Below are 25642 nucleotides of genomic sequence, written 5' to 3'. Positions count from 1 at the left end.
GATGACTGAAGTCACCGAGCTCAGCAGGCCTGAAGGCGAAGCGCTCAATACCAGGGAAGTGCTTCTCAATCTCGGCCCGCAGCACCCCAGCACTCATGGGGTTCTTCGGCTCGTCCTCGAATTGACCGGCGAGTACGTCGAGCGCGTGGACCCGCATATCGGCTATCTCCACCGCGGCACCGAAAAACTGGCCGAGAGCTTCACCTATACCCAGATTTTCCCGCTGACGGACCGGCTCGACTATCTCTGCCCCCCTTCGAACAACTTGGCGTTTGCGCTGGCCGTGGAGAAACTCCTCGGCATAGAAGCACCGGTACGGGCGCAGTATATTCGTGTGTTGATGGCTGAGCTGGCACGGATCTCGGGCCATCTCCTCATCACTGGCGCACTGCCGATGGATCTTGGCGCCATGACCGCCTTGCTCTACGCGATGCGCGAGCGCGAAATGATCATGGATCTGTTGGAGATGATTACCGGGGCGCGGATGCATACCTCTTACTGCCGGGTCGGCGGTGTGCGCGAGGACCTGCCCGACGGGTTCCTCCCCAAGATCCGGGAATTCTGTGACATCTTCCCGAACCGCATTCGCGACTATGACCGGCTGCTCGAGAACAACCGGGTGTTTTTGAACCGTACGCAAGGGATCGGCGTGATCGCCCCCGAAGATGCCATCGATCTCGGCCTGAGTGGCCCAAACCTGCGCGCCTCGGGCGTCGATTGGGACATCCGCCGCGATGAACCTTATGAGATCTACGATCGGCTCGACTTCAATGTCGTTACCCGCAAGGAGGGCGACTGCTATGCACGCTGGCAGTGCCGTGTCGAGGAAATGCGCGAGAGCATCCGGATCATTGAGCAATGTCTCGACCAGATGCCGGAGGGGCCGTTCCAGATCGACATGCCGACAATCGCCTTCCCAGTCGACAAGGACAGGGTGCACTGCTCGATGGAGGCATTGATCCAGCATTTCGACCTCTCGGCCTACGGCTTCAAGGTGCCGAAGGGCGAGGTCTATTCGGCGATCGAGGCGCCAAAGGGCGAGCTAGGCTTCTACGTCATCAGCGACGGATCGCCCAAACCGTTCCGCATGAAGGTGCGGGCACCGTCCTTCGTCAACCTTCAGGCACTCTTTGGAGTGACCAACGCCCGCTATCTGGCGGACATGATCGCCGTGCTCGGCAGCCTCGACCCGGTGATGGCCGAGGTGGACAAGTAGCAAAGAGGTTCAAAACGCGATGACCATGCGCGAACAAATCGAGGCGGCGGCGGCGCGCTATCCCGACCAGCGCTCAGCGATCATGCCCGCGCTTGTGATCGCGCAGAGGGAGCATGGCCATTTGCCTGGCCCAGTGCTGGAAGAAGTCGCCGATATCCTGGGTGTCGAGCGGATCTGGGTCTACGAACTGGCGACCTTCTACACACTCTTCCATATCGAGCCGGTGGGCATGTTCCACCTGCAACTCTGCGACAACGTTTCGTGCATGCTGCGCCGTTCCGAGGACCTGCTGAGGCATTTGGAGGAGGTGCTGGGGATCAAGAAGGGCGGCACGACGCCGGATGGGCTGTTCACGCTTTCGACCGTCGAGTGCCTCGGTGCGTGCGAGATGGCTCCGGTGATGCAGGTTGGCGACGAATACCACGGCCACCTTGATGTCGCGCGCATAGACGCGCTCCTGGACAGCCTCCGCGACATGGCGAGCGAGGTCGAAAGTGTTGAGCCAGCCTTTGCGCGGCCGCCGGGAGAGTAGTGTCATGTTCGAGCCGGTTCTTCTCAAGAATGTCGACGTGCCGGACAGTCATTTGCTGTCGACCTATGAGGCCGGCGGCGGCTATCAGGCGCTGGCCAAGACGCTGCGCGAATATACGCCGGACGAGGTCATCGACCTCGTCAAACAGTCCAACCTGCGCGGCCGCGGCGGGGCCGGATTCCCGACGGGCATGAAATGGAGCTTCGTGCCGAAGCGGCCCGACAAGCCGAAATATCTGTGCTGCAACGCTGATGAGGGCGAGCCCGGGACCTTCAAGGACCGGATCATCATGGAGCGCGATCCACACCAGCTCATAGAGGGGCTGGCGGTAAGCGCCTACGCGATCGGTGCCGAAACCGCCTATGTCTACATCCGTGGAGAATATGTGACGGCGATACGCCGCCTGGAGCAAGCGATTGCCCAGGCTCATGAAAAGTCCTATCTCGGAACGAGTGTTCTAGGCTCTAATTTCAAGTTCACCGTGCACGTTCACTGCGGCGCTGGCGCCTATATCTGTGGCGAGGAGACCGCGATGCTCGAGTCGCTCGAGGGCAAGCGGGCGCAGCCGCGATTGAAACCGCCGTTTCCCGCCGTGGCCGGGCTCTACTCGAGCCCCACCGTCATCAACAATGTCGAGACGCTTGCTTGCGTGCCGCATATTGTGATGCGCGGGCCAGCCTGGTTTCGGGCCATAGGCCCGGATAAGAGCCCCGGCCCGAAGCTCTACTGCCTGAGCGGGCAGGTGCGCAAACCCGGTCTTTACGAGCTGCCGATGGGCATACCGCTGCGCGAACTGGTCGGGGAGCATGCTGGCGGTCCGCTGCCGGGACGCAGGATCAAGGCTGTAATTCCGGGCGGAGTCTCGGCGCCGCTAATAGCTGAGGGCGGGCTGGAGGTCGGGATGGATTTCGACTCGCTTGCGGCCGCCGGCTCGATGCTTGGTTCGGCCGGCGTTATCGTAATCGACGACTCGACCTGCATGGTCAAGCTCGCCACGCGGATCATCGAGTTCTTCCATCACGAGTCCTGCGGCAAGTGTACGCCCTGCCGGGAAGGATTGAACTGGGCCGTAAAGGTACTGCGCCGCATTGAGGCCGGCGAGGGCGGGCCTGGCGATCTGGAGCAGCTGGAGATGCTCTGCAAAGGCATCTTCGGCAATACGTTTTGTGCTCTCGGCGACGGTGCCGCGATGGGATTGCGGGCGGCGCTGAAGCATTTCCGCGACGAGTTCGTCGCCCATATCGAGGAGCGGAGGTGCCCGTTTCACTGAAAGCGTGAGTTTGAGGCGGGCTTGGAGGAAGCATGGTTAGCGTTACGATCGACGGACAAACGCTCGAAGTCGAGGCTGGCTCCACAGTGCTCATGGCGGCCGAGCGTTTGGGCATCGACATTCCAACCTTCTGCTACTGGAAGCGGCTGCCGCCGCTCGCTTCCTGCCGCATGTGCCTGGTGGAGATTGAGGGGCTGCGGCGGCTGCAGCCCTCCTGCGCCACCACTGTCACCGATGGCATGGTCGTGCGGACGAATACGCCGCTGATCGACGAAACGCGATCTTCGATGCTCGACATGCTGCTTGCCAACCACCCCCTTGACTGCCCGATCTGCGACAAGGGCGGCGAATGCGAGCTTCAGGACATGGTGATGGCATACGGCCCCCACAAGAGCGCGTTCCACGATCCCAAGCGTGTATTCCACTCCGAAGACATCCGTCTCAGCCCGGTCGTCATCATGAACGTCAACCGCTGCATCCAGTGCCAGCGTTGCGTCCGGATGTGTGAGGAGGTGGTCGGCGCGGTCGCGCTTGGCACCGTCGAAAAAGGCATGGATACGGCCGTTACCGGCTTCGAGGGTAGCCTTGCGAGTTGCGATCAGTGCGGCAATTGCATCGAGGTCTGTCCGGTCGGCGCTCTCATGAGTTTCCCCTACCGCTACAAGGCACGGCCCTGGGATCTGGTCGAGACCGACACGGTCTGCCCGCATTGTGGCACCGGTTGCCAATTGACGGTGGGCACACGCAAGGGCGAGTTTATGCGGGTACGCTCGAAGTGGGACGAGGGGGTCAACCGCGAAACGCTCTGCGTGCGGGGACGCTTCGGTCTCGATTTCGTCTCGGGCAGGGACCGGATCGAGCGGCCGATGATCCGTCGCAATGGCGCTCTGGTTCCGGTTTCCTGGGACGAAGCGGCGGACTATCTGCGCCGGCGGCTGTCGGCCGTCGAAGACAAGGCTGCAGGGGGGCTGGCCTCGCCGCGCCTGCCCAACGAGGTGCTCTATCAGTTCCAGAAGCTGATGCGGACGGTATTCCGGACCAACAACATTGATTGCTCGTCGCGGTGGTCCGCGCCCTTCGATACGCTCGGGCCATTATTGGCAGCCTTCTACAGGCGCGCACCACTGGAAGAGATAATTGCCAACGACTGCGTGCTCGTCGTCGGCGGCAACGTGAGCGAGGAGAACCCGGTCACCGAATACCTGCTGCGGGACGGCGCGCGGCGGCGGCAAACCGCATTGCACATGCTTTCGGCGCGGCCCTCCCGTCTGGAGGCCGATGCCCGCGTTGTGGTTCGCGTGCCGCCGGGCGGCGAAACGGCGAGCCTTGCGGCGGTGGTAGCCGGGCTCGTGGCAGCGGCTGGTCACTTCTTGCCGGGCGAGGCTTTTGCAGACATCGAAGCGACGATCGGCGGGCCGCCGGTGAATTCCGGCAGCGACGGGCCGGATCGTCTGGCCAGTGCGCTCAAGGAAAGCCGAAGTGTCACTGTGCTTGTCAGCGTCGAGCTCCTGAGATCACCCGAAGCGCGCGCGACGCTGCAGCAACTCAGCAACCTGCTGCAGGTTCTCCGCCTGCTCGGCAAGCACCTGGCGATGCAGTTCCTCTTTGACCGCGCCAACCAGCTGGGCGCCTGGGACATGGGAGTTTTGCCGGGGTTGTGGGCCTTCACCGATGATGCGGCCCGTGCAACCCCTGCGCGGACCTGGGGTGCCGAAACCCCGTCTGAACCCGGCGCCGGTCTCGACGCCATGCTGGAGCTTTGCGTCGGTGGCCGGATGGGCGCGCTCTACCTCGCCGGAGCAGACCCCCTGATCGCCTACCCCGACAGGGATTTCGTGACGCGGGCGCTGGGCGCTGCCGATCTTTTGATCGTCCAGGATACCTTCCTAACAGATACGGCGGGCCTGGCCGAGGTTGTTCTGCCCGCAGCAGGTTACGGCGAGGAATCCGGGACGTTCACCAACAACGAGGGTCGGACCCAGAAGATCCGCAAATTCCGCGAACCCGCCTTCGAGGCGCGAGGCAATCTGGCAATCTTCGACTTCGTCGCAGCGCTGCGCAGCCAGACGCTGCAGCCATCGACAGAAGACGAAATTTTCCACGAGATTGCCCGGCGGGTTCCGGCCTATCACGGGTTGACGCAGGATGGGCTTGGCGCTGACGGCGCATTCACCAAGGCGGTCCCGCTGCCACCGGCTGGCGAGTTCTTCGCGCCGCCGCCGTCTGCGAAAGCAGCCGGCGGACTGATGCTGATTACCGGCAACTGCCTGTTCCACAACGGATATCTTTCCGAACGCTCGGAGATCCTGAATACAGTCGCTGACGACCCATATGTCGAGATGAGCGCGCAGGATGCCGCCCAACTTGGCTTTTCGGATCGCGAGCCGGTGGTCGTGCGATCCGCTCTGGGAGAATTGACGGCGAAGCTCAAGGTCAACAGGCGCTTTCCCAAGGGCCTCGTATTTCTCCCCGAAAACTACAGGGCCCTACGCCTCAACAGGCTGATGCGTCGGGGTGTATATCCATGTCCGGTGGAAGTTCACCGGGCCACGGCGTCCGCCCGTCTCACGGATTCTCCGTCAAATCCCAAGGATCGACACCAAGGCACGGACGGTGGCGTGCCTGACGCTGCATCACGCCTTGATCAGTGATACCTGTTCCCGCAGATGTAATCCTGCAGATCCTGTTCCGTGCGCTGTGCTTCGTCGAGCCTATGTTTGACCACATCGCCGATGCTGACGACGCCGACGACGTCGTCCCCATCCATGACCAGGACATGACGCGTACGCCGCCGGGTCATGATTCCCATCGCGACCGGCAGCAAGTCCCGGGTCGAACAGGTCGCTACATTGCGGTTCATGATGTCGGCGGCTCGCATCATCGCCGCCGCGGCCCCGTATTCGGCTACCGCATTGCAGCAATCGCGCTCCGACACGGTACCAAGGTATTCGCCGTCTGATTGGCTGACGACGACGAAGCCTATGTTGTTCTCGCGAAACAGTCTCAGGACTTCCACCATCGTCTGATCGCGATTGACCGCGACGACACCGACACCCTTGTTCTTCATGATTTCGCCGACAAACATCTGAGCCTCCTGTCCGAGCGCATTGTTTGACAGCTGGCGCGTCTTTACGTTCGCCGTATATTCCGCCACCAGTTGTAGCCCTGCGTCTCTTTGGTTTCGACGAGCACGTCGTTTTCCGTATTCAGGCGCGCGGCAATTACGCCGCCACCGGTTGCCGCCTTGCCCGGCTTGGCGAGCAGATCGTCGCGCCCGATCACCAGATCGCGCGAGGAAAAGCTCGAGAATTCGTATTGTTGGCCAAGCGCGATTGCGTCCGCTGGACAGGCGTCCTCGCATAGTCCGCAGAATAGGCACCGGGCCGTGTCGATCTCGAATTTTGCCGGGTGACGGCTGCCCTTCTCGTCCTCGTAAGGGATGACTTCGATGCAGTCGCAGGGACAAATCCGGGCGCAGAGTTCGCAGGCCACGCATTTGATCTCGCCCTCGTCATCGCGCTTCAAGAAGTGATGCCCGCGGTAGCGCGGGTAGGGCAACCATTTTTCCTTGTCCGGATACTGCATGGTGACGGATCTGGTGAACATGTAGCCGAAGGTCAGAGCCAAGGCACTCGCCAGGTCGGCGAAGAACGCCCAGCCGATCCATGTTCCAATTCTGTCCTGCGCGCGCGACATCATCGCCCCGCTACGGAGCCGCTGCGGCCCCTAAAAGAAAGCAATTCCGGTTATGATTATGTTCGCCATCGACAAAGGAAGCAAGACCTTCCATCCGATCGCCATCAGTTGGTCGTAGCGGTAGCGGGGGAAAGTGAAACGGAACCAGATAAACAAATAGACGAAGAACGAGACCTTGAGCAAAAACCAAAGGAGCGGTGGCAAGGGGATCAGTACGCCGTTCCAGCCGCCGAAGAACAGGATCACCACCAGCACCGACACCAGTAACACGATGGCATACTCGCTGATCATGAAAAACGCAAAGCGGATACCGCTGTATTCGGTATGGAAGCCAGCCCCCAGATCACCTTCCGCTTCCGAAAGGTCGAAGGGAATGCGCTGTGCCTCGGCCAGTCCGGCAACGAAGAACACCAGGAAGCCGATCGGTTGGTAGATGATATTCCAGACATCGGCCTGCGCCCGTACGATTTCGAGCAGGCTCATGGATTGTGCCAGCATGACCACGCCGATGACCGCAAACCCCATCGGGATCTCATAGCTGATCATCTGCGCGCAAGTCCTGAGGCTGCCCAGAACAGCGTATTTGCTGTTCGCGGCCCATCCCCCGAAGATGACACCATAGACCTCAATGCCGATCACCGCGAAGACGAAAAGGAGCGCCACATTCATGTTGGAGACGTAAAGCGTGATCTCGGCGCCCAGCACCGAGACGGTTTCGCCGAACGGAATCGCGACGAACACCACGAATGGTGGGGCGAGCGCCAGGATTGGCGCCAGTTTGAACAGAAAGCGGTCGGCCTCGTCCGGGATGTGGTCTTCTTTGGTCAAGAGCTTGATTCCGTCCGCCACCGGCTGCAGCAGCCCGTGCCACCCGACGCGCATTGGCCCCATCCGCTGCTGGATATGTCCAGCGATCTTGCGTTCCAGCCAGGTCAGGGGCAAAGGCAGCAGCAGCAGGATCGCGATCATAAACGCGACCTTGAAGACGATCAGACCAAGGGCGACGATAAGTTCCATGATCCGCGGCTACTTATTCATCGGTTGAAACGCGCGACCGGACTTTTGCCCGGCTATACACTGAGCACTTGCGCAGTTATCAGCTTGATAGGGTACAGCGGCGACGCGCCACTTGCAAAGCGGAAATCAATTCTGCCTTCCCCGATGGCTAGAACCGCGTTTAACGGATTTGTGAGCCTGCCAGGGTTGTTGAGGGGCGAAGCTTTAGGTCCCGCTTTGGGCAAGGGAACGGATTCTGGCCAAAATTGTCGGAGAATCCAACGCAAACAAATTTGTCGGCGCAATTTCAATCAGATCAAAATAGTACGAAACCTATAAATCAGGCATACGGCCGACTGCGCTGCTGCACAGGCAATCCCTGAAAGTCCTTGAGTGTCGCGAGTACGATCGACGTCTTGACATGCTGAACGCTGTCGTGTGGCAGGAGCACGTCATTGACGAAGCGCGAAAGTCCGGCAAGGTCAGGCGTCACGACCTTGAGGTGGTAGTCCATTTCGCCGGTCAGGGCGTAACATTCCAGCACCTCCGGCAGGTCCGCAATCAGTGCTGCGAAACGCTTGGCGTTGTCGCGGTTGTGGGTCGCAAGGGTTACGGCGATGACGACCATGAGGTCGAGCCCCAGCCTGCCGCGATCGAGCACGGCGCGATAGCCGTGGATAAAGCCCTCGGCCTCGAGCCGTGTCCTCCGGCGCGAACATTGCGATGGCGAGAGCGCGATTAATTCCGAGAGCTCGTTGTTGGTCAGGCGGCCGTCGCCTTGCAATTGGGCAAGGATTTTTAGGTCGTATCTGTCGATCTGTTCCATTTGTGCACGATACCCCGCTTTCTTGCATGAAACATGTATTGAATCGCCGGAATTGCGCATGAATGCAAGCACAATGCGTAAAAATCCCGTCATAATGTCATCCAGGATCCTGTTTGGAGGAGAGAACGATGGGCCCTTATCCGCACGACGCGCCGCCGACAGGCATCACTTCCGACAATCCGGCCGGCACTGACGGTTTTGAGTTTGTTGAATTCGCCCATCCGGAGCCGGAAAAACTGCGCGAGCTTTTTATCTGCATGGGCTACAGTTGCGTTGCCAAGCACCGCACGAAGGACGTTACCGTCTGGCGCCAGGGCGATATCAACTATCTCCTCAATGCCGAGCCCGGCAGCCATGCCATGCGCTTCGTCGCCGAACACGGCCCTTGCGCGCCCTCCATGGCCTGGCGTGTCACCGACGCCGAACATGCCTTCGACCACGCGGTTTCAAAGGGGGCGAGGCCGTATGAAGGCAAGGACAAGACCGTCGATATCCCGGCCATCGTCGGCATCGGCGGTTCGCTGCTTTATTTTGTGGAAACTTACGGCGAGAAGGGCTCGCCCTATGATGCAGAGTTCGAATGGCTGGGTGAACGCGACCCGAAGCCGAAAGGCGTTGGCTTTTACTACCTCGATCATCTGACCCACAATGTCTATCGCGGCAATATGGATAAGTGGTGGGAGTTCTATCGCGAGCTCTTCGGTTTCCGGCAGATCCATTTTTTCAATATCGACGGCCGCATTACCGGGTTGATGAGCCGGGCAATTACGTCTCCTTGTGGCAAGATCCGCATCCCGCTGAACGAGTCCAAGGACGACACCAGCCAGATCGAGGAATATCTGCGCAAGTACAAGGGCGAGGGCATTCAGCATATCGCCGTTGGTACGGAGGCAATCTACGACGCGACGGACAAACTCGCCGAAAACGGCCTGAAATTCATGCCCGGGCCGCCCGATACCTATTACGAACTCTCCCATGAGCGTGTACACGGCCATGAGGAACCGATCGAGCGGATGAAAGAGCATGGCATTTTGATCGACGGCGAGGGAGTCTTGGATGGCGGCACGACCCGCATCCTGCTGCAGATTTTCTCGCGAACCGTCATCGGACCGATTTTCTTTGAGTTCATTCAACGAAAGGGCGACGAAGGCTTCGGCGAAGGAAACTTCCGCGCTCTGTTCGAATCGATCGAAGCTGATCAGATCCGGCGCGGCGTGCTGCGCCCGACGGCTGCCGAATAACCAGAGCCGCGTATGAGAACAAGGTGAGAAAAGGCGGCGATCGACGGATCGCCGCTCTTAGATTTTTGGTGTTTGTCGAACGATCATATCATGCCGACGAGGATGCCTGCGCCTGCCACAGCGGCAAAGCCGCCAGCAAGGCGCGTGACGATGAAGCGTCGGCGTTCGCCGATGCGGCCGGTCGCATAGCCAAACCCGAGCCCGACGGCGTGCAGAAGAGCGGTCGCGATCAAAAAACCTCCCCCGTAAGCAGCGCCCGCCGCACTTTCCGGCATTTCGGTGCCGTGGGCATGGCCATGGAAGATCGCAAACAGCCCGACCACGGCCATCGCAATGGCTGCTGGGGCCTTGGCGTTGAACGCCACGACCGCGCCGAGGACGACGACCGATAACGCGATACCCGCTTCAACAAATGGGATATCGATGCCCGCAACACCGAGCGCGCCGCAAAGGGCCATAACAAGGACGAAGGTTGCCGGGACAAGCCAAGTTGCCCGACCGCCAAGCTGATGGGCAAAGACGCCAACCATGATCATCGCAAGGACATGGTCGAGACCCGATATGGGATGGCTGAAGCCATGCGCGAAGCCTGCTGCTTCACCGGCAACGGGGTGGGCGTAGGCGGCGGCTGGAAGCGCTGTTGCGACCAGTGCCAAAAGACCGCTCTTGAATGTTGATTTCATTAATCAATTCCCCATTGAGTCATAGAATGTCGTTTGCGGGTGCCGCATCGGGGTAAGCACGGTGAATATCGTGTCGGCAATGCTATGTGACAGACGGCGGAAACGTCAATGAAAAAATGTCGAATATGAATGTATTTCAACGGTTTATCAGTAGTGCATTCGGGTTGTGCATCTGCCTAATAGGAGAGCACTCATCCCCTTGCGGGACGCGTCGATTCCCGCAAATTGAGTTCGACAGGCCACAATTCATGAATATCCGAAACCGAGCGTCCCCCCAGCAGTTGCAAGGTCAGGTCGGCGCATCTTGCGCCTGCTGCTCTCATCGATGATCGGGTTGCCGAAAGTGAGGGTGCCATGTTTTCCGCCGTCAGGTAGGGAAAGACATCGTCATGGGCGATGACAGAGACGTCCTCGCCGATAGCGAGGCCGAGGGATCGGACGGCGCGATAGACGCCGAGCGCTGTCATCATCGAACCGGCCACGATAGCCGTCGGCGGATTGGAACTCTCCAGAAAAAAGCGGGCATGTCTGAAGCCGAGCTCGTCAGTGAATGTGTCGTGGGCGATCAGCTGGGCGTCCTGCTCAAGAGCCCGCCCCTCGAAGGCCTTGCGGAAGCCGATATCGCGGTGGATGGAATAAGTCAGTCCTTTGCGGCCGTTGATCATCGCGATCCTGCGGTGGCCGAGGTCCAGCAGATGCTCCGTCGACCGCCGGATTGCCCCTTCATTGTCGATGTCCAGCCATGCATGGGGAATGGCGATATCCGATCGCCCATGCACGAAGAAAGGAATTCCGAGCCTGTCCAGAAGCTCGATGCGCGGGTCGTTCGGTTTCGGGGAGTGGACGATAATTGCATCGACGCGCCGGCTTTCGGCAAGCCGTCTATAGGTCTGCATCTCCTCGTTGAGATCGCGATCGGCCATCGGGATCACCAGGATATCAGTATCCTCCGAGGCCAGTCGCTCCGCCATACCGGCCATGAATTCAGAGAAGTGGAATTCACCGAATCGTCCCATGATGACCCCGATCGCGCCGACGCGGCCGGTTTTCAGCCGGACGGCGTTGACGTCCGGCCGGTAGCCGAGCCTCAGGGCTTCCGCAACGACGCGTGCGCGGGTCGTCTCGCTTACCTCCGGATAGCCGCTCAGTGCTCGGCTTACCGTTGTCGGCGACAGGCCGACTTGTTTTGCGAATTCCTTGAGCTTCATTCGAACACGTATAGTTGGATCCGTGCGGATCAATGACGGATTGTTGAACGCTCGGCAATCTCGTCTATCACCGTCTGGGGAGATTTGAAATCGTTTTCAATTACTTGCAAGCAATTAATAGAAACGAACAATTGCTCTGATCATCTAGTTTACCAGTGTAAATATTTGATATAAAACACGAAAATTGAAACTTGGCGACGTTGTGAATCTCTGAGATGCACGCTCTTGACGGTTGAAAAAACTTTTGCAATGTTCCGTCTAGCCAAATCGATTTCAATTTTTCGTGTGCCAATGGGAGGATGACATGAAATATCGTTTGATGGCCGCCGTTTCGGCGGTGAGCATGATTTGTACCTTGAATCTTGCGGCTGCAGCCGAGCTTTCCTTCGCGGCGAGTTCGACGGGCAATAACCTCGAGTTCTTCCGCAAGCAGTTTGCCGTCTTCGAAGAAAAGACGGGCCACAAGGTCAATATCGTGAGCATGCCGTCGTCGAGTTCTGAGCAGTTCTCGCAGTACCGTCTTTGGCTTGCCGCCGGCAACAAGGACGTCGATGTCTACCAGACCGACGTTATCTGGGCGCCGCAGCTTGCCGATCAGTTCGTGGACCTGAAGGAGGCTGCCAAAGACGTCGTCGAGCAGTTCTTTCCTTCGATCATCGCATCACAGACGGTCAACGATCGTCTCGTGGCGTTGCCGATGTATACCGATGCGCCGGCGCTCTATTATCGCAAGGACCTGCTTGAGAAATACGGCAAGCAGCCGCCGAAGACCTGGGACGAGCTTGCCGAGACCGCCAAGGAGATCCAGGAGAAGGAACGCGCGGCCGGCCAAAAGGACATGTGGGGCTTCGTCTTCCAGGGGAATTCCTATGAAGGCCTCACCTGCAATGCGCTGGAATGGGTGAAATCCTCCGGCGGCGGCCAGATCGTGGAGCCGGACGGAACGATCTCGATCAACAATGAAAAAGCAGCCGCCGCAATCGACCGTGCGAAGGATTGGGTCGGCACGATTTCCCCGCCTGGCGTGCTCGCCTATCAGGAGGAGGAATCACGCGGCGTCTGGCAGACCGGAAATGCCGTCTTCATGCGTAACTGGCCCTATGCCTACTCGCTCGGCAATGGCGCTGATAGCGCGGTGAAGGGCAAGTTCGACGTAACGACGCTTCCCGTCGCCGCGGTCGGCGACAAGCCGTCTTCAGCACTCGGCGGCTGGAATCTCGCAGTTTCGAAGTATTCCGACGAGCAGCAGGCGGCCATTGAGCTCGTCAAGTTTCTGGCGTCGAAAGACGTTCAAAAGGCACGTGCCATCGAACTTTCCAATCTGCCAACCCTGGTGGCGCTTTACGACGATAAGGATGTCGCTGCCGCGCAGCCTTTCATGCCGGAGTGGAAGCCGATCTTCCAGGATGCCGTGCCGCGTCCTTCGGCGACAGCCAAGGTGAAGTACAACGAAGTGTCATCGAAGTTTTGGACGGCAGTACACAACACGCTGTCCGGCAACGGGACCGCGGCCGAGAACCTTGAGCTTCTCGAGGCCGACCTGACGACCCTTAAGGGCGATAGCTGGTGATGAGCGGGACCGGCGGCCGGCAAGCCGCCGGTCCCGTCTGCAGGTGTCTCAAGCACGGATAGCCTTTCCATGAGCGAAATCGCAGTTTCACAAGCGCTCAAACCGCGAGCCTCCGCTTTGAGGTCGGCGAGCGAATTGCGCTCCGAGCGTGTCAGATCGGCCTGGCTGTTTCTGGCGCCGACGCTTTTTATATTGGCAGTGGTGGCCGGGTGGCCGCTGTTCAGAACAATTTATTTCAGCTTCACGAATGCGTCGCTGACCGATCTTGGCAACGCGCAGTTCATCGGTTTCGGCAATTATCTGTCTTGGGTCACGCTGAAGAGCGGGCGAACCATCTATCGTGGGCTGCTTGCCGATCCCGTCTGGTGGAGCGCCGTTTGGAACACCGCCAAATTCACGGTGGTCTCGGTCATGATCGAGACCACGCTTGGCCTTATTGTTGCGCTGGTCCTGAACGCACAGTTTGCCGGGCGCGGGATTGTGCGCGCTGCAATCCTTATTCCCTGGGCAATTCCGACGATCGTTTCGGCAAAAATGTGGGCCTGGATGCTCAACGACCAGTTTGGCATTTTGAACGATATCCTCCTTGGCGTCGGTCTCATCGGCGAAAAGATCGCCTGGACTGCCAATCCGGAAACGGCAATGATTGCGGTTCTGATCGTCGACGTCTGGAAGACGACGCCCTTCATGGCGCTTCTGATCCTTGCCGGACTGCAGATGGTGCCGGCGGATATCTATGAGGCTGCCAGAATCGACGGCGTCAATCCAGTCAAGGTCTTCTGGCGGCTGACGCTGCCACTGATCCGGCCTGCCATTATGGTCGCCGTGATCTTCCGGATGCTGGATGCGATGCGCATCTTTGATCTGATTTATGTGCTGACGCCCAACAATGCCCAGACCAAGACCATGTCGGTCATGGCGCGTGAGAATCTGTTCGACTTTGACAAGTTCGCCTATGGCGCAACTGCTTCGACAGTTCTCTTCCTCATCATTGCGTCCGTCACCGTACTTTACATCTGGTTCGGGCGCGTCAAACTCGGTGGGGAGGACCGTTGATGCTCTTGCAGATCACGAAGAACACGCTCTTCTACCTGCTCGTCGCGGTGATCGTCCTTGTTGCCGTTTTTCCTTTCTACTACGCGATCCTCACGAGCCTCAAAACCGGCACCGCGCTTTTCGAAGTCAACTACTGGCCGAGTTCGATTTCATTCGGAAATTACACATCGGTGATGAACCAGGGCGGCTTTGTCCGCAGCCTTGGAAATTCCATAATGGTTGCGTTGATCGTGGTTGCCGCGTCGCTGCTGCTTTCAATCACCGCATCTTTCGCCTTGGCGCGCGTGAATTTCCGCGGCCGGGCGCTGCTGATGCTGACGATCCTTTCAGTGTCGATGTTCCCGCAGATCGCCGTCCTTGCAGGCCTTTTCGAGCTCATTCGGTGGATCGGCATCTTCAACACGCCTTTCGCGCTGATCTTTTCTTACATGATCTTCACACTGCCGTTCACCGTGTGGGTACTGACGACCTTCATGCGCGACCTGCCGATCGAGATCGAGGAGGCCGCGATCGTCGACGGCGCTTCACCATGGGTCATCATCACCCGGGTCTTCATGCCGCTCATGTGGCCGGCGCTTGTAACAACCGGCCTGCTTGCCTTCATCACCGCTTGGAACGAATTCCTCTTCGCGCTAACATTCACATCATCGAATGCGCAGCGGACCGTGCCGGTTGCCATTGCCCTGCTTTCGGGCGGCAGCCAGTTTGAAATTCCTTGGGGCAACATCATGGCGGCGTCGGTCATTGTCACCGTGCCGGTTGTTGTTCTCGTCTTGATATTCCAGCGCCGGATCATCTCGGGACTGACCGCCGGCGGCGTTAAGGGCTGAGGGAGTAGACCAATGGCACAGATCCGCCTAGACAATATCCGCAAGAGTTTCGGCGCCTTCGAGGTCATCAAGGGTGTTACGATGGACATCCGCCGCGGCGAGTTCATGGTCTTCGTCGGCCCCTCCGGATGCGGCAAATCAACGCTGCTGCGCCTCATCTCGGGCCTCGAGGACATTACGTCGGGCACGCTCGCCTTCGACGACGAGGTGGTAAACCAGCGTGCGCCGTCGAAGCGAGGGATCGCCATGGTGTTCCAATCCTATGCGCTCTATCCCCATATGACGGTTTTCGACAATATGGCCTTCGGCATGAAGCTTGCGGGACGGACGAAGGATGAATGCCGGCAAAGGGTCGAGCAAGCCGCCGGCATGCTGCAGCTATCGCCCTATCTGGACCGTCTGCCGCGTCAGCTATCGGGCGGGCAGCGTCAGCGGGTCGCGATCGGCCGGGCGATCGTTCGCGATCCCAAGGTTTTCCTCTTCGATGAGCCGCTGTCGAACCTCGATGCCGCCTTGCGCGTGGCGACAAGGCTGGAGATTGCCAAGCTGCACCGCAGCATGCACAACACGACGATGATCTATGTGACGCACGATCAGGTTGAGGCCATGACGCTTGCCGACCGTATCTGCGTGCTGAGGGACGGCGTTGTCGAGCAGATCGGCACGCCGCTTGAGCTCTACGAGAGCCCGAACTCAATCTTCGTTGCCGGCTTCATTGGCTCGCCGAAGATGAATTTCCTGTCCGGCGGCCTGGCGCAGCCGTTCAATACCCATACGATCGGCGTGCGTGCAGAGCATATCCGGATCACTCCGCAAGCGGCAGTCTGGAGCGGAACCGTCATTCATTCGGAGATCCTCGGCTCCGACAGCTTTGTCTATCTGGACATCGGTGCAGCTGAGCCGCTGATCGTACGTGAGACCGGCGTTTCCGGCCATGAGCCGGGCCAGAAGCTCGGCGTTGCGCCAGTTGCCGGCCACATACACCGTTTTGACCAATCTGGCCGCGCGCTTGCGAAGGCATCCATGCGCGCTGCCTGATTATCCACCAAGGATCGATCCACCTCCCAGGCTCGGTCCTCTTCATATCGCAAGGAGTAACGACCGTGCCTATCCGCACCATTGTCTGGGGTGAAAACATCCATGAGAACACCAATACCGTCGTCAGGGAAATTTATCCCGAAGGCATGCACACCACGATTGCCGCTGCGCTAAACAGCGACCCGGCAATCAGGGCGACGACCGCGACGCTGCAGGAGCCGGAGCACGGCCTGTCGGAAGCGCGGCTTGCCGAAACCGATGTCCTCACCTGGTGGGGCCACAAGGATCATGGCGCAGTCTCCGACGAAGTGGTTGAACGCGTCGCCAAGCGGGTCTGGGAAGGCATGGGCCTGCTGGTGCTTCATTCCGGGCATTTTTCCAAGATCTTCAAGCGGCTGATGGGAACACCCTGCGCGCTGAAATGGCGTGAGGCAGGCGAACGCGAGCGGCTGTGGACCATCAATCCGCGCCATCCGATCGCTGCTGGCCTCGACGAGAACTTCGTCCTTGAAAACGAGGAGATGTACGGCGAACAGTTTTCGGTTCCCGAGCCGCTGGAAACAGTGTTCATCTCTTGGTTCCAGGGCGGTGAGGTGTTCCGGTCCGGAATGACCTGGCGGCGTGGGGCGGGCAACATCTTCTATTTCCGCCCCGGTCACGAGACCTATCCAACCTATCACGACCCCAATATCCGCAAGGTGCTCATCAACGCTGTCAAATGGGCCCATAACCCGCAGGGCGACCTTAAGACCATCACAGATGCCCCGAACGTTCCGGTGGAGAAGGCGCACGAACCGATTGTGGAGCGCGGCCCGAAATTGCACCAGGCCGGCGAAGCCGGTTATCGCTGAGGGGGCGAGGATGAGACTTCTTGTTCTTGGTACGGGCTCGATGGCAAAGAGCCAGGTCAGTCATTTCAAATTGATCGACGGCGTCGAGGTCGTCGGCGCTGTCGACACTGATCCGACACGCCTTGCCGAATTTTCCGATCATTTCGGCATTGAGAAACGTTTCCTCGCGCTTGAGGAAGCAATCGCCTGGGGAGATTTCGATGCGGCCACCAATGTAACGCCAGACCGAATCCATCATCCGACGACGATGGCGCTGATTGCCGCCGGCAAGCACGTCTTCTGCGAAAAGCCGCTGGCCGAAAACTACACTGACGCTTTGGAGATGACGACTGCCGCGGAAACGGCCGGAGTGATCAATATGGTCAACCTCACCTATCGCAACGTCGCGCCGCTGCAGCGGGCTCGCGAGATGGTGCTCGCCGGTGAACTCGGTACGATCAAGCATGTCGAAGCATCCTATCTGCAGAGCTGGCTGGTGTCTCGGGCCTGGGGGGATTGGCGCACGGAATCACGCTGGCTCTGGCGGCTTTCGACCGGTCACGGCTCGAACGGTGTGCTTGGTGATGTCGGCATCCATATCCTCGACTTCGCCGCCTATGGCGCGGCAACCGATATCGACCACGTCTTTGCGCGGCTCAAAACCTTCAACAAGGCGCCGGGCGGCCAGATCGGCGAGTATCTGCTCGATGCCAACGACAGCTTCACGATGTCTGTCGACTTCGCCAATGGTGCGCTCGGCGTCATTCACGCGACCCGCTGGGCGACGGGTCATCTCAATGAGCTGAAGCTTCGCATCTACGGCGAACGGGGCAGCCTCGAGGTCATTCACCGGCCGAACGGTTCGCAGCTGCGCGGCTGCTTTGGTGAGAACATCGAGACGGCGACCTGGGCCGATATCGATGTTGCGCCGGTTCCGACCAACTACCAGCGCTTTGTCGAAGCGGTCGCGACCGGCAAGCAGCTTGATCCGAACTTCCGTCATGCCGCCAACCTGCAGAAGGTCATCGATCTCGCGATCGTCTCGGAAAAGGAGCGCCGCGAGCTCAATCTGCTGTCGGAGGAGGCCGGCATGACGCCCGGACCGGAAGGCGCCGGCAACGTGGAGGTGCTGCCGATCGCGGTTTAAGCGCTTGCCGCACGAAGCCCCATGCGGCCTGTTCAAAGGGCCGCATGGCTCGATGTTGAAGTCCCGCCCTGATGAAGTATGACCGAAGGCCGGGCGCAGACGCCCATGTGCCCGTCTGGTCGGGTGCAAGCATAAGGAGGCGACAATGAAGCTGATCATACTTGGCACCGGCTGGTGGGCGAACGCCCATGCCACGAGTTTCTCAGAGATCGCAGGCGTTGAGATCGTCGCGGCGGTCGATAGTGATGATGTGCGCCTGCGTGCCTTTGCCGCCCGGCACAATATTCCGCTCACCTTCAACTCACTGGAGGAAGCGCTTGCCTGGGGCGAATTCGACGCAGCGACCAATGTCACGCCGGACCGCGTGCACTATGCCACGACCTTGGCCCTGCTTGCGGCCGGAAAACATGTCTTTTGCGAAAAGCCGCTGGCTGAGAATTTCGCCCAGGCTGCAGAAATGGCCGACGCCGCCGAGAGGTCGAAGCAGATGACGATGGTAAACCTCACCTATCGCAATGTCGCTCCGCTGCAGAAGGCTCGGCAAATGGTGCTGAACGGCGATATCGGTCAGATCCGGCATTTCGAGGCTTCCTACCTTCAGAGCTGGCTCGTGTCGAAGGCCTGGGGCGACTGGACGACGCAGCCGCAATGGCTCTGGCGCCTGTCGAGCAAGCATGGGTCGAACGGCGTTCTCGGCGACATCGGCATTCATATCCTCGATTTCGTGGTCTACGGGGCTGGAAGCGATATCAAGACTGCGGCTGCGCAACTGAAGACCTTCGAAAAGGCGCCGGGTAACAGGATTGGCGAATACGAGCTCGACGCAAACGACAGCTTCGTGATGATGGCCGAGCTGCAGAACGGTGCTTTAGGCGTCATCCATGCCAGCCGCTGGGCGACCGGACACCTGAACGAATTGCGGCTGCGGGTCCACGGCGACAGGGGGGCAATCGAAGTCACCGACACGCCGAACGGCGCGACGCTTAGAACCTGTGCCGGCGCAGATGCCGACAATGCGATCTGGCGGCGGGTTGAGGTTGAACCCGTTGCGACGAACTTCGAGCGGTTTGCCGAGGCCGTCAGGACCGGCGTCGGACAGGAGCCATCCTTCCGACATGCCGCCAATCTGCAAGAGGTCATCGACCACGCACGCAACACCGCCGCCAGCCTGCCCTCCCTGATCATCGCCAAAAGCGGAGAATATGACACGGGATCTGCCGGGCAGCGTCGTCGTTAGGCAGTTGCGTTCACGTCGCCGAACTGCTGACGGCCGTCTCTTCCAAAACCTCCTCCGGAATATCGTCGAAGGAGGGATAGTTCAGATTGTAGAGGCGCGAATAAAGTTTGCCGTTCGTCATCAGCTGCCGGTGATTACCGCTTTCGATAAGCTCTCCATTTTGCAGGACGATGATACGGTCGGCCTCCCGGATCGTCGCCAGCCGGTGGGCGATGACGAGGCCGGTGCGGTTTTCGAGAAGTTTAACCAGCGCTTTCTGGATCAGCATTTCCGTGTAGCTGTCGATATTCGCCGTCGCTTCATCGAGCACCAGGATCTTTGCATCGGCAACCAGCGCACGAGCGAAACTGAGCAGCTGCCGCTGGCCGAGCGATAGATTGCCGCCGCGCTCGCCGAGCACGCTGTCGTATCCCTCGGGCAGGCGCATGATGAAGTCGTGGGCACCCACTGCCTTGGCGGCTTCGATCACCTGTTCGCGCGTCGCCTCTGTCTTGTGATAGCGAATGTTGTCAAAGACGGTACCGGTGAAAAGGAACGGTTCCTGCAATACCATGGCGATCTGATCGCCGAGTGAATCCTGCGTCAGCTGGCGTACATCATGCCCTCCGACCAGTACCTGGCCCTGCTGCACGTCGTAAAAGCGGTGGATCAACGACATACAGCTCGATTTGCCCGAGCCGGTGGGGCCGACAAGGGCGACTGTTTCGCCGGGGTTCACCTTGAAGCTCACATGCTTCAGCACCGGGTGCCTCGGATTGTAACCGAAGACGACATCGCGCAATTCAACTGAACCGTCCATGTCTTTCGAAAGCGCCATGGCGTTCGGTGCATCCTTGATCTCTACCGGGACATCGAGAACCTCCGTCAGTCTCTGACCCGAAGCCATGGCGCGCTGCATGACGGAATATTGCAGCGTCAGCGAGCGGATCGGATCGAAGAAACGCTGGATGTAGAAGAGAAAGGCAACGAGCACCCCGACATCGAGAGCCTGGTTCAGAACGCGCGCCCCGCCAACGACGATAACGAGAGCCATTGCCACGCCGGTCAAAGAATCAACGATCGGTACCATCACCTGGGCATAGCGGGCGGCGGTCAGATGCGTCTTGAGGTTCGCGTGCGCCTTGTCGTCATAGAGCGTGAAATTGACGCCCTGGCGATCCATGCTTTGCACGGCGCGGACGCCATGGATTGCCTCGGCAAGCGCACCAGCCGCAACGGAATTCGTCTCGTGCGCCGCCATGAAGGATTTGCGCGCCAGCGGCAGCCAGAAGAGACGGACGATGAAGAGCACAGGCAAGACGGAGAGTGTCAGCAGGCCAAGCCTGAAGTCGAGATAGAGCATCACGAAAACGATGCCGAAGAGCAGCGCGATATCGCCGACGGAAAGCACTGACGTCTCGAGAAACTCCTGCATGGAGTTCACGTCGCCCTGAAGACGCGACATCAGCCGTCCGACCTCCGTCTTGTCCATGAAGGAAAGCGAGACCCGCTGGAGATGGGAGAACATTGCCTTGCGGATGTCGAAGAGCACCTCCTCGGCGACGTTGCCGACCAGGGTCTCCTGGGCGTAGCTCGCCGCATAATTGATCAAGATCGCAATCACAAAAGCGATGATCGAATAGAGGAGGGCGGAACGATCCCCGCCCGGCTGCATGCCGTGGTCGATCGCGTAGCGGATGATCAGGGGGATCAACAGCTGCATCGCCGTGAAGGTGAGCACGGCTACGACCGACCACATGACTTGCCTGCGGTATGGCTCGACAAAAGCCCAGATGCGCTTGACGATGTTGCCGTCGAAGGCCTTTCCGAACATTTCCTCTTCGATGCGGTGCGAGCCGACCACCGCCCGCGGCGGACGGCGTCCGTCCTCGCGGACGTCGGAACGTTCGGTTTCCAGTTCCTCGGCCATGAAGTCCTCCCCTGCGCCGGTTTCTTACGCGCTCAAAGCGTCGTCGCCCGGCCGCACCTGCAAGTCGTAAAGTGCCTTGTACCGGCCGCCGGCGGCCAGCAGTTCCTCATGCGTGCCGCGCTCGACGATGCAGCCGTCCTCGACGAAGAGGATCTGGTCGGCATGCATCAGCGAACTCAGGCGGTGGGCGACGATGATCGTCACGCGGTCGGCGGCGTATTGGCGCATGGCGGCGCGGATGCGCTGTTCGGTGGCAGCGTCGATCGCCGCCGTAGAGTCGTCAAATACCATCACCGCCGGCCTCAGCATCAGCGCGCGCGCGATCGAAAGGCGCTGGCGCTGGCCGCCGGACAGCGAAACGCCGCGTTCTCCGACCACCGTGCCGTAGCCAGTCGGCAGGCCGAGGACATAGTTGTGCAGCTGTGCGCTTTCGCTCGCGCGCTCGATCCGCGGCTCCTTGGCCCATGGGTCGCCATAGGCGATATTGTTTTCGATGGTCGTCGTGAACAGGAAGGAATCCTGCTGGACGACGGCAACTGCGCGGCGGAGCGATTGCAGTGTCACCTTGCGGATATCCTGCCCGTCGATCGTGATCCTGCCCTTCGTCACGTCATAAAAGCGCGGGACCAAATGGGCGATCGTCGATTTGCCGCTGCCAGGCGGGCCGACGATGCCGACCGTTTCACCACGCCGCGCTTCGAAGGAAACGCCGTGAAGCACCTGATGCATGTCCGAGCTTGGATAAGCGAAGGCGACATTCTCGAAACGAAGCGTGCCATCTGATACCTTCAGTTCCTTTGCATCCGGGGCATTGCGTATGGCGATCTCCAGGTCGAGCAGATTGAAGAGGCGTGTGCCGCATGTCGATGCCCGGGCAAAGGCGTTGACCATCAGGCCGAGTTGGCGCACCGGCATTTGCAAAATGGTCATGAACGTCAAGAACGAGGCGAGCGTACCGACGGTGATGTCGCCGGCCGTCACCTTTTCTCCGCCGACCCAGAGCACGAGGCCCATCGCAGCGAAGAATGAAAAGGTCATGGCGCTGGTATTGGCGACACGGATACCGACACGCTGGTGCGCAAGCGTCAGCGCATTCTTCGATGCCTTCTCGAATTTGGAGAGCTCATGGTCTTGCGCAGCGAAGGCACGGACGACACGGATGCCGCCGAGATTCTCCTCCATGATGCGGGTCAGCACCGAAAGCCGCTCCTGCAGGTCGAGCCACGTGGCACGCAGCCGCAGCTGCGTCACTGAGGAACGCCAGCCGACGAAAGGCACGAAACTCAACGCCAGGAGGCCAAGAACCACATCGGTCGAAATCAGCATGTACGCACCGATCCCGATCAGCATCGAAAGCAGGAACACACGCACAAGTGCTGTCGAAAAATACATTCGCACGCCTTCGAGATCGAGCAGTCCGACAGTGATCAGATCGCCCGAATGAACCGTGTCGTGAAAACTGAAGGAGAGCCGCTGGATCTTCTCGTAACAGGCAAGCCGCAGCTCGTAGCCCATGTGGTGGCCGACGCTTTCGCTGTAATAGTTCTGAACCATCGTGAAGACGCCGCGGAGCACGCTGGCGCCGAGCAAAAGCATCGCCGTCGTCAGCAGCGCCTCTTGCGCCAGCTGGCCGGCCGCTCCGCCGGTCAATGCAACCTGGGTATGGTCGACCGCCTGGCCGAGCAGGCGCGGTATCAGAAGCTGGAACGTGGATGCGATGAGGGTTGCGCCGATGGCCAAACCCGCCTGCCAAGGGTGACGAAAGGCCATGACGGTGATGCGGACCAGCGTATAAAGGCCCTTGCCCCAGCCTGCCGCATTCACAAGCGCAAGCGAAGCTGAAGGCTTCGTCGCGCGTATCGACGCATCGCTGCTCACGGTATTGATTCCAAATAGATGTATGGGTCGGACGCTGGCCCGAGAAGACGGCAATTCCATGAAGGGATTGATTAGCGCGCTAAGTTTCGCCGATTCTACCTGGGCGTTCAAGTAAAGAATTCACCAGTTGGTTATTTTCTCGTGAGCGAGACGATCACAACCGCTCCTCAGCTCGGTCCCAATTGCGGTGAACGCCGCAGCATTAGAGGTTTCTTCACGATCCTTTCTGCGGACGTGACGAAACAGGACATCAAAAGGACGGCGCAAACCGAAACGCAAAACAGCAAACCGACAGACACCCGCGAGACTGGCGGCAGCACTGTCGCCAGCGTTTGGACGATCAAGCCGCCGAACGTGTAATGATTAAGGTAGAGTGCGTAGCTCAGGCTTCCGAGATATCGGAATATTGTCCGCTGCCGATGGGTTAACCCGGTCTCGAATGCGTCCGCATGCATGATGCAAAAAACCATAAAGGCTATGGCCGTCAGCCACACCACACAGGCTCCGGTGCCGATGCCCCATAAGAGATCCCTGCCCACGACTATCTCGACAATGCACATCAAACCTGCTGGCAGCAGGGCGCCGATCGCGACTTTGGGACGATGACCGCGCAGTTGAGCCCACAGCAACATGCCCAGCGCGAAGAAAACGCCGTAGCGCATGAGAAAGACCTTCGAAGGAAAACGCGAAAGCGTCGCAAACAGGTCCTTGTCGAGTAGAAAGGCCGCAGACCATACCACGAGATAGACCGAGCTTCCGGCGCAAATGATCTTCGCCAGATTTTCCAAAGAAAGACGCGGCGCAAAGACGATCGTGATCCCGACCGTCAGGTAGAATGCAGCCTCGACCACCAGCGACCATACGACGCCATCAATATAAGGCCCGACCGGCGAAAGGACCGAGGAACGGATGAGGGGAGGAATGAGAGACGTAATGTCCTGGCCCGCCAGCGATAGGGCCGCAAAGCCTATGACGCTGGAAATCCACAAAGCCGGCAGGATTCGAAGGGCGCGCAGGTGAATGAAACGGAGAGCGCCGTGCATGCCGCTGGCGCTTTCTGCGCTCATGGAGATCACTAGGCCGGAAATCACGAAAAAAATCTCAACGCCAATGCTGCCAACCCCATCGAATGGCCAGAGGAAGGCGAACACCGGCCCGCTAGTTTGCGGAAGCTGGAAGGCTGAAAAGTGGAATAGCAGAACCAATGCAGCAGCATAAATTCTGACTATATCTACCACATAGTAATGTGTTGCAGGCTTTTTCTCAGGCATACTATCATCCAAAAGGAGTATATGTCCCGAATAAATTTCGAGTATTTGTTTCTGTAGTGTATTACTATTAATATAATTCCGTTGTCCACCCATATTGTGCGTGGCTTGTAAACTTTTTATATTTGAACGCGTGGCGGACGGCGAGAGGTTGCAGAATGAATTACGGATTATCGAGGCGTATCACGGCGATGCTGGCTGTAGCCGGGCTCGCGTTTTTCTTACTTGCGGCCGGAACTTGCGAGGTTTTGGCCTCGACCGATAGGGACGGTCCTGCCTTCAAGGACATCGCCTACGGAAGCGACGCCCGCAACAGGATGGACATCTATAAGCCGCCCGGTGCCGGTCCGTTTCCGGCGATCATCTATGTCCATGGCGGCGGATGGTGGAATGGTGACAAGCAGTTTCTCGCGGCCAATGCCAGGGACTATATGCTGTCGAAGGGCGTTGCGGTCGTTGCGATCAACTATCGCAATCTCGTCGAGGCAAAACGCGACCGGATATTCCCGCCCGTGCTTGCCGCGCTTGAGGATACCAAATCGGCCTACGGATATCTCCTGAAGAACGGCGGGAGCCTTGGCATTGATAATACACGGCTTGCCATATACGGCGCTTCGGCAGGCGGCTTCAATGCGCTCTGGCTGGCATTGTCGGTCAATGGGGACGGTTCGCTGCAGGCGATCAAGGCGGTCGGCGGCATCGATGCGCAAACCACGATCGATCCCTTTGAAATGCGCGATTGGGTCGGTCCATCCATCAATTACGGAGGCCATGCCTTTGGCCTGCCAGAAGCGGATTTCCAATCCTTTCTGGCGCAAAGGGATAAATTCCTGAGTTACATCTCGACGCTGTCACCCTCCTATCTGGTTCGCGCAAACTCGCCGCCGATCGTGCTTCTCTATTCGGGGGGTCTGCAGGATCAGTCGAGCGATCACATGGCGCTTGTTCACAGCCCGAAGTTCGGCGCAGAATTTCAAAAGACCGCCGAAAGGAACGGCCATGCCGTGACCCTTCTCGAGGGGGCAGAGCGTATTCCGGCGCGCTATAGCGATTTCTTCAATTTCCTGATCGACCGCGTTGTGAAATAGACGCCTGGTCCGAATAGGTATCTTGGACAAGGCAGCACAAGGCGCCGTGGAAAAGACAAATCTCTCTTTAGTTTCAGCGCTCTGGCTGACTTGCCTGCAGTCATCGCGAACAAAACGCTTGCC

Annotated in this window: 22 protein-coding genes; 13 read left to right on the top strand and 9 right to left on the bottom strand. The window is 59.2% G+C overall.

Annotated features, from left to right (window positions below):
- Nucleotide 1: 1 nt before the first annotated feature.
- From nuoD to nuoG, 4 genes are read left to right on the top strand one after another with little or no spacing between them, the layout of a single operon-like run.
- Nucleotides 2-1216 carry an NADH dehydrogenase (quinone) subunit D gene (gene nuoD, locus BLP23_RS08275; RefSeq protein ID WP_092584420.1) on the top strand — a complete coding sequence of 405 codons (1215 nt, stop codon included), beginning with the start codon at nt 2-4 and terminating at the stop codon, nt 1214-1216.
- A 19-nt stretch (nt 1217-1235) separates the two neighbouring features.
- On the top strand, nt 1236-1748 hold the full coding sequence (gene nuoE, locus BLP23_RS08270) for an NADH-quinone oxidoreductase subunit NuoE (protein WP_092584419.1): 513 nt from the start codon (nt 1236-1238) through the stop codon (nt 1746-1748).
- 4 nt (nt 1749-1752) lie between these two features.
- Nucleotides 1753-3018 carry an NADH-quinone oxidoreductase subunit NuoF gene (nuoF, locus tag BLP23_RS08265; protein WP_092584418.1) on the top strand — a complete coding sequence of 422 codons (1266 nt, stop codon included), beginning with the start codon at nt 1753-1755 and terminating at the stop codon, nt 3016-3018.
- Between the two features lie 32 nt (nt 3019-3050).
- The gene (nuoG, locus tag BLP23_RS08260; protein WP_092584417.1) at nt 3051-5669 is read left to right on the top strand and encodes an NADH-quinone oxidoreductase subunit NuoG; all 2619 of its coding nucleotides are present in this window, start codon (nt 3051-3053) and stop codon (nt 5667-5669) included.
- Here the strand turns inward: nuoG and BLP23_RS08255 are convergent.
- The 4 genes from BLP23_RS08255 to BLP23_RS08240 all read right to left on the bottom strand — a co-directional run bounded on the left by BLP23_RS08255 (nt 5663) and on the right by BLP23_RS08240 (nt 8536).
- Nucleotides 5663-6103, bottom strand: a complete 441-nt coding sequence (locus BLP23_RS08255) for a CBS domain-containing protein (protein WP_092584936.1) — start codon at nt 6101-6103, stop codon at nt 5663-5665. The genes nuoG and BLP23_RS08255 overlap by 7 nt on opposite strands.
- A 44-nt stretch (nt 6104-6147) precedes the next feature.
- Entirely contained in the window at nt 6148-6714 is a 567-nt protein-coding gene (locus tag BLP23_RS08250; protein WP_092584416.1) for an NADH-quinone oxidoreductase subunit I, read from the bottom strand.
- A 30-nt stretch (nt 6715-6744) separates the two neighbouring features.
- On the bottom strand, nt 6745-7731 hold the full coding sequence (gene nuoH, locus BLP23_RS08245) for an NADH-quinone oxidoreductase subunit NuoH (protein WP_092584415.1): 987 nt from the start codon (nt 7729-7731) through the stop codon (nt 6745-6747).
- 319 nt (nt 7732-8050) lie between these two features.
- Nucleotides 8051-8536: an Lrp/AsnC family transcriptional regulator gene (locus tag BLP23_RS08240; RefSeq protein WP_092584935.1), complete on the bottom strand. Its 486-nt coding sequence runs from the start codon at nt 8534-8536 to the stop codon at nt 8051-8053.
- Nucleotides 8537-8664: 128 nt separating this feature from the next.
- On the opposite strand from BLP23_RS08240, the gene hppD reads away from it, so the two are divergent.
- Nucleotides 8665-9777, top strand: a complete 1113-nt coding sequence (hppD, locus tag BLP23_RS08235; protein ID WP_092584414.1) for a 4-hydroxyphenylpyruvate dioxygenase — start codon at nt 8665-8667, stop codon at nt 9775-9777.
- 83 nt (nt 9778-9860) lie between these two features.
- On the opposite strand, the gene BLP23_RS08230 is transcribed toward hppD, so the two are convergent.
- Nucleotides 9861-10460, bottom strand: coding sequence for a HupE/UreJ family protein (locus tag BLP23_RS08230; protein ID WP_092584413.1), 600 nt, complete (start codon nt 10458-10460; stop codon nt 9861-9863).
- Between the two features lie 191 nt (nt 10461-10651).
- Nucleotides 10652-11668: a substrate-binding domain-containing protein gene (locus BLP23_RS08225; RefSeq protein ID WP_092584412.1), complete on the bottom strand. Its 1017-nt coding sequence runs from the start codon at nt 11666-11668 to the stop codon at nt 10652-10654.
- Between the two features lie 319 nt (nt 11669-11987).
- Between BLP23_RS08225 and BLP23_RS08220 the strand changes: the two genes are divergently transcribed.
- The 7 genes from BLP23_RS08220 (at nt 11988) to BLP23_RS08190 (ending at nt 19376) form a co-directional block, all read left to right on the top strand.
- Nucleotides 11988-13238 (top strand): ABC transporter substrate-binding protein, encoded by a 1251-nt coding sequence (locus BLP23_RS08220; RefSeq protein ID WP_407691777.1) that lies wholly within the window; start codon nt 11988-11990, stop codon nt 13236-13238.
- A 69-nt stretch (nt 13239-13307) separates the two neighbouring features.
- Nucleotides 13308-14294, top strand: a complete 987-nt coding sequence (locus BLP23_RS08215; protein ID WP_092584410.1) for a carbohydrate ABC transporter permease — start codon at nt 13308-13310, stop codon at nt 14292-14294.
- Nucleotides 14294-15124 carry a carbohydrate ABC transporter permease gene (locus BLP23_RS08210; protein WP_092584409.1) on the top strand — a complete coding sequence of 277 codons (831 nt, stop codon included), beginning with the start codon at nt 14294-14296 and terminating at the stop codon, nt 15122-15124. Before BLP23_RS08215 ends, BLP23_RS08210 begins: the two co-directional genes overlap by 1 nt.
- A 12-nt stretch (nt 15125-15136) precedes the next feature.
- Nucleotides 15137-16162, top strand: a complete 1026-nt coding sequence (locus BLP23_RS08205; protein WP_092584408.1) for an ABC transporter ATP-binding protein — start codon at nt 15137-15139, stop codon at nt 16160-16162.
- Between the two features lie 65 nt (nt 16163-16227).
- Nucleotides 16228-17013: a ThuA domain-containing protein gene (locus BLP23_RS08200; RefSeq protein WP_092584407.1), complete on the top strand. Its 786-nt coding sequence runs from the start codon at nt 16228-16230 to the stop codon at nt 17011-17013.
- A 10-nt stretch (nt 17014-17023) separates the two neighbouring features.
- Entirely contained in the window at nt 17024-18139 is a 1116-nt protein-coding gene (locus tag BLP23_RS08195) for a Gfo/Idh/MocA family protein (protein ID WP_092584406.1), read from the top strand.
- Between the two features lie 145 nt (nt 18140-18284).
- The gene (locus tag BLP23_RS08190; RefSeq protein ID WP_092584405.1) at nt 18285-19376 is read left to right on the top strand and encodes a Gfo/Idh/MocA family protein; all 1092 of its coding nucleotides are present in this window, start codon (nt 18285-18287) and stop codon (nt 19374-19376) included.
- Between the two features lie 10 nt (nt 19377-19386).
- Here the strand turns inward: BLP23_RS08190 and BLP23_RS08185 are convergent, their stop codons facing one another.
- The 3 genes from BLP23_RS08185 to BLP23_RS08175 all read right to left on the bottom strand — a co-directional run bounded on the left by BLP23_RS08185 (nt 19387) and on the right by BLP23_RS08175 (nt 24527).
- Nucleotides 19387-21285, bottom strand: coding sequence for an ABC transporter ATP-binding protein (locus BLP23_RS08185; protein WP_092584404.1), 1899 nt, complete (start codon nt 21283-21285; stop codon nt 19387-19389).
- A gap of 24 nt (nt 21286-21309) precedes the next feature.
- Nucleotides 21310-23163, bottom strand: a complete 1854-nt coding sequence (locus tag BLP23_RS08180; RefSeq protein ID WP_092584403.1) for an ABC transporter ATP-binding protein — start codon at nt 23161-23163, stop codon at nt 21310-21312.
- 167 nt (nt 23164-23330) lie between these two features.
- Nucleotides 23331-24527: an acyltransferase family protein gene (locus BLP23_RS08175; RefSeq protein WP_092584402.1), complete on the bottom strand. Its 1197-nt coding sequence runs from the start codon at nt 24525-24527 to the stop codon at nt 23331-23333.
- Between the two features lie 62 nt (nt 24528-24589).
- On the opposite strand from BLP23_RS08175, the gene BLP23_RS08170 reads away from it, so the two are divergent.
- On the top strand, nt 24590-25519 hold the full coding sequence (locus tag BLP23_RS08170; protein ID WP_092584401.1) for an alpha/beta hydrolase: 930 nt from the start codon (nt 24590-24592) through the stop codon (nt 25517-25519).
- Nucleotides 25520-25642: the final 123 nt, after the last annotated feature.

Source organism: Rhizobium mongolense subsp. loessense (genome assembly GCF_900099775.1).
Taxonomy (GTDB): domain Bacteria; phylum Pseudomonadota; class Alphaproteobacteria; order Rhizobiales; family Rhizobiaceae; genus Rhizobium; species Rhizobium loessense.
Note: the sequence above shows the minus strand (reverse complement) of the source record. Positions and strands in the feature narration are given on the sequence as shown.

What these genes read in the sequence shown, in the direction of transcription:
- nuoD (WP_092584420.1), top strand. Translation starts at nt 2, where the DNA reads ATGACTGAAGTCACCGAGCTCAGCAGGCCTGAAGGCGAAGCGCTCAAT.
- BLP23_RS08195 (WP_092584406.1), top strand. Translation starts at nt 17,024, where the DNA reads ATGAGACTTCTTGTTCTTGGTACGGGCTCGATGGCAAAGAGCCAGGTC.
- BLP23_RS08255 (WP_092584936.1), bottom strand. Translation starts at nt 6,103, where the DNA reads ATGTTTGTCGGCGAAATCATGAAGAACAAGGGTGTCGGTGTCGTCGCG.
- BLP23_RS08240 (WP_092584935.1), bottom strand. Translation starts at nt 8,536, where the DNA reads ATGGAACAGATCGACAGATACGACCTAAAAATCCTTGCCCAATTGCAA.
- BLP23_RS08210 (WP_092584409.1), top strand. Translation starts at nt 14,294, where the DNA reads ATGCTCTTGCAGATCACGAAGAACACGCTCTTCTACCTGCTCGTCGCG.
- BLP23_RS08220 (WP_407691777.1), top strand. Translation starts at nt 11,988, where the DNA reads ATGGCCGCCGTTTCGGCGGTGAGCATGATTTGTACCTTGAATCTTGCG.
- BLP23_RS08185 (WP_092584404.1), bottom strand. Translation starts at nt 21,285, where the DNA reads ATGGCCGAGGAACTGGAAACCGAACGTTCCGACGTCCGCGAGGACGGA.
- BLP23_RS08250 (WP_092584416.1), bottom strand. Translation starts at nt 6,714, where the DNA reads ATGTCGCGCGCGCAGGACAGAATTGGAACATGGATCGGCTGGGCGTTC.
- hppD (WP_092584414.1), top strand. Translation starts at nt 8,665, where the DNA reads ATGGGCCCTTATCCGCACGACGCGCCGCCGACAGGCATCACTTCCGAC.
- BLP23_RS08230 (WP_092584413.1), bottom strand. Translation starts at nt 10,460, where the DNA reads ATGAAATCAACATTCAAGAGCGGTCTTTTGGCACTGGTCGCAACAGCG.
- BLP23_RS08225 (WP_092584412.1), bottom strand. Translation starts at nt 11,668, where the DNA reads ATGAAGCTCAAGGAATTCGCAAAACAAGTCGGCCTGTCGCCGACAACG.
- BLP23_RS08215 (WP_092584410.1), top strand. Translation starts at nt 13,308, where the DNA reads ATGAGCGAAATCGCAGTTTCACAAGCGCTCAAACCGCGAGCCTCCGCT.
- BLP23_RS08190 (WP_092584405.1), top strand. Translation starts at nt 18,285, where the DNA reads ATGAAGCTGATCATACTTGGCACCGGCTGGTGGGCGAACGCCCATGCC.
- BLP23_RS08205 (WP_092584408.1), top strand. Translation starts at nt 15,137, where the DNA reads ATGGCACAGATCCGCCTAGACAATATCCGCAAGAGTTTCGGCGCCTTC.
- nuoH (WP_092584415.1), bottom strand. Translation starts at nt 7,731, where the DNA reads ATGGAACTTATCGTCGCCCTTGGTCTGATCGTCTTCAAGGTCGCGTTT.
- nuoE (WP_092584419.1), top strand. Translation starts at nt 1,236, where the DNA reads ATGACCATGCGCGAACAAATCGAGGCGGCGGCGGCGCGCTATCCCGAC.
- nuoG (WP_092584417.1), top strand. Translation starts at nt 3,051, where the DNA reads ATGGTTAGCGTTACGATCGACGGACAAACGCTCGAAGTCGAGGCTGGC.
- BLP23_RS08175 (WP_092584402.1), bottom strand. Translation starts at nt 24,527, where the DNA reads ATGGGTGGACAACGGAATTATATTAATAGTAATACACTACAGAAACAA.
- nuoF (WP_092584418.1), top strand. Translation starts at nt 1,753, where the DNA reads ATGTTCGAGCCGGTTCTTCTCAAGAATGTCGACGTGCCGGACAGTCAT.
- BLP23_RS08170 (WP_092584401.1), top strand. Translation starts at nt 24,590, where the DNA reads ATGAATTACGGATTATCGAGGCGTATCACGGCGATGCTGGCTGTAGCC.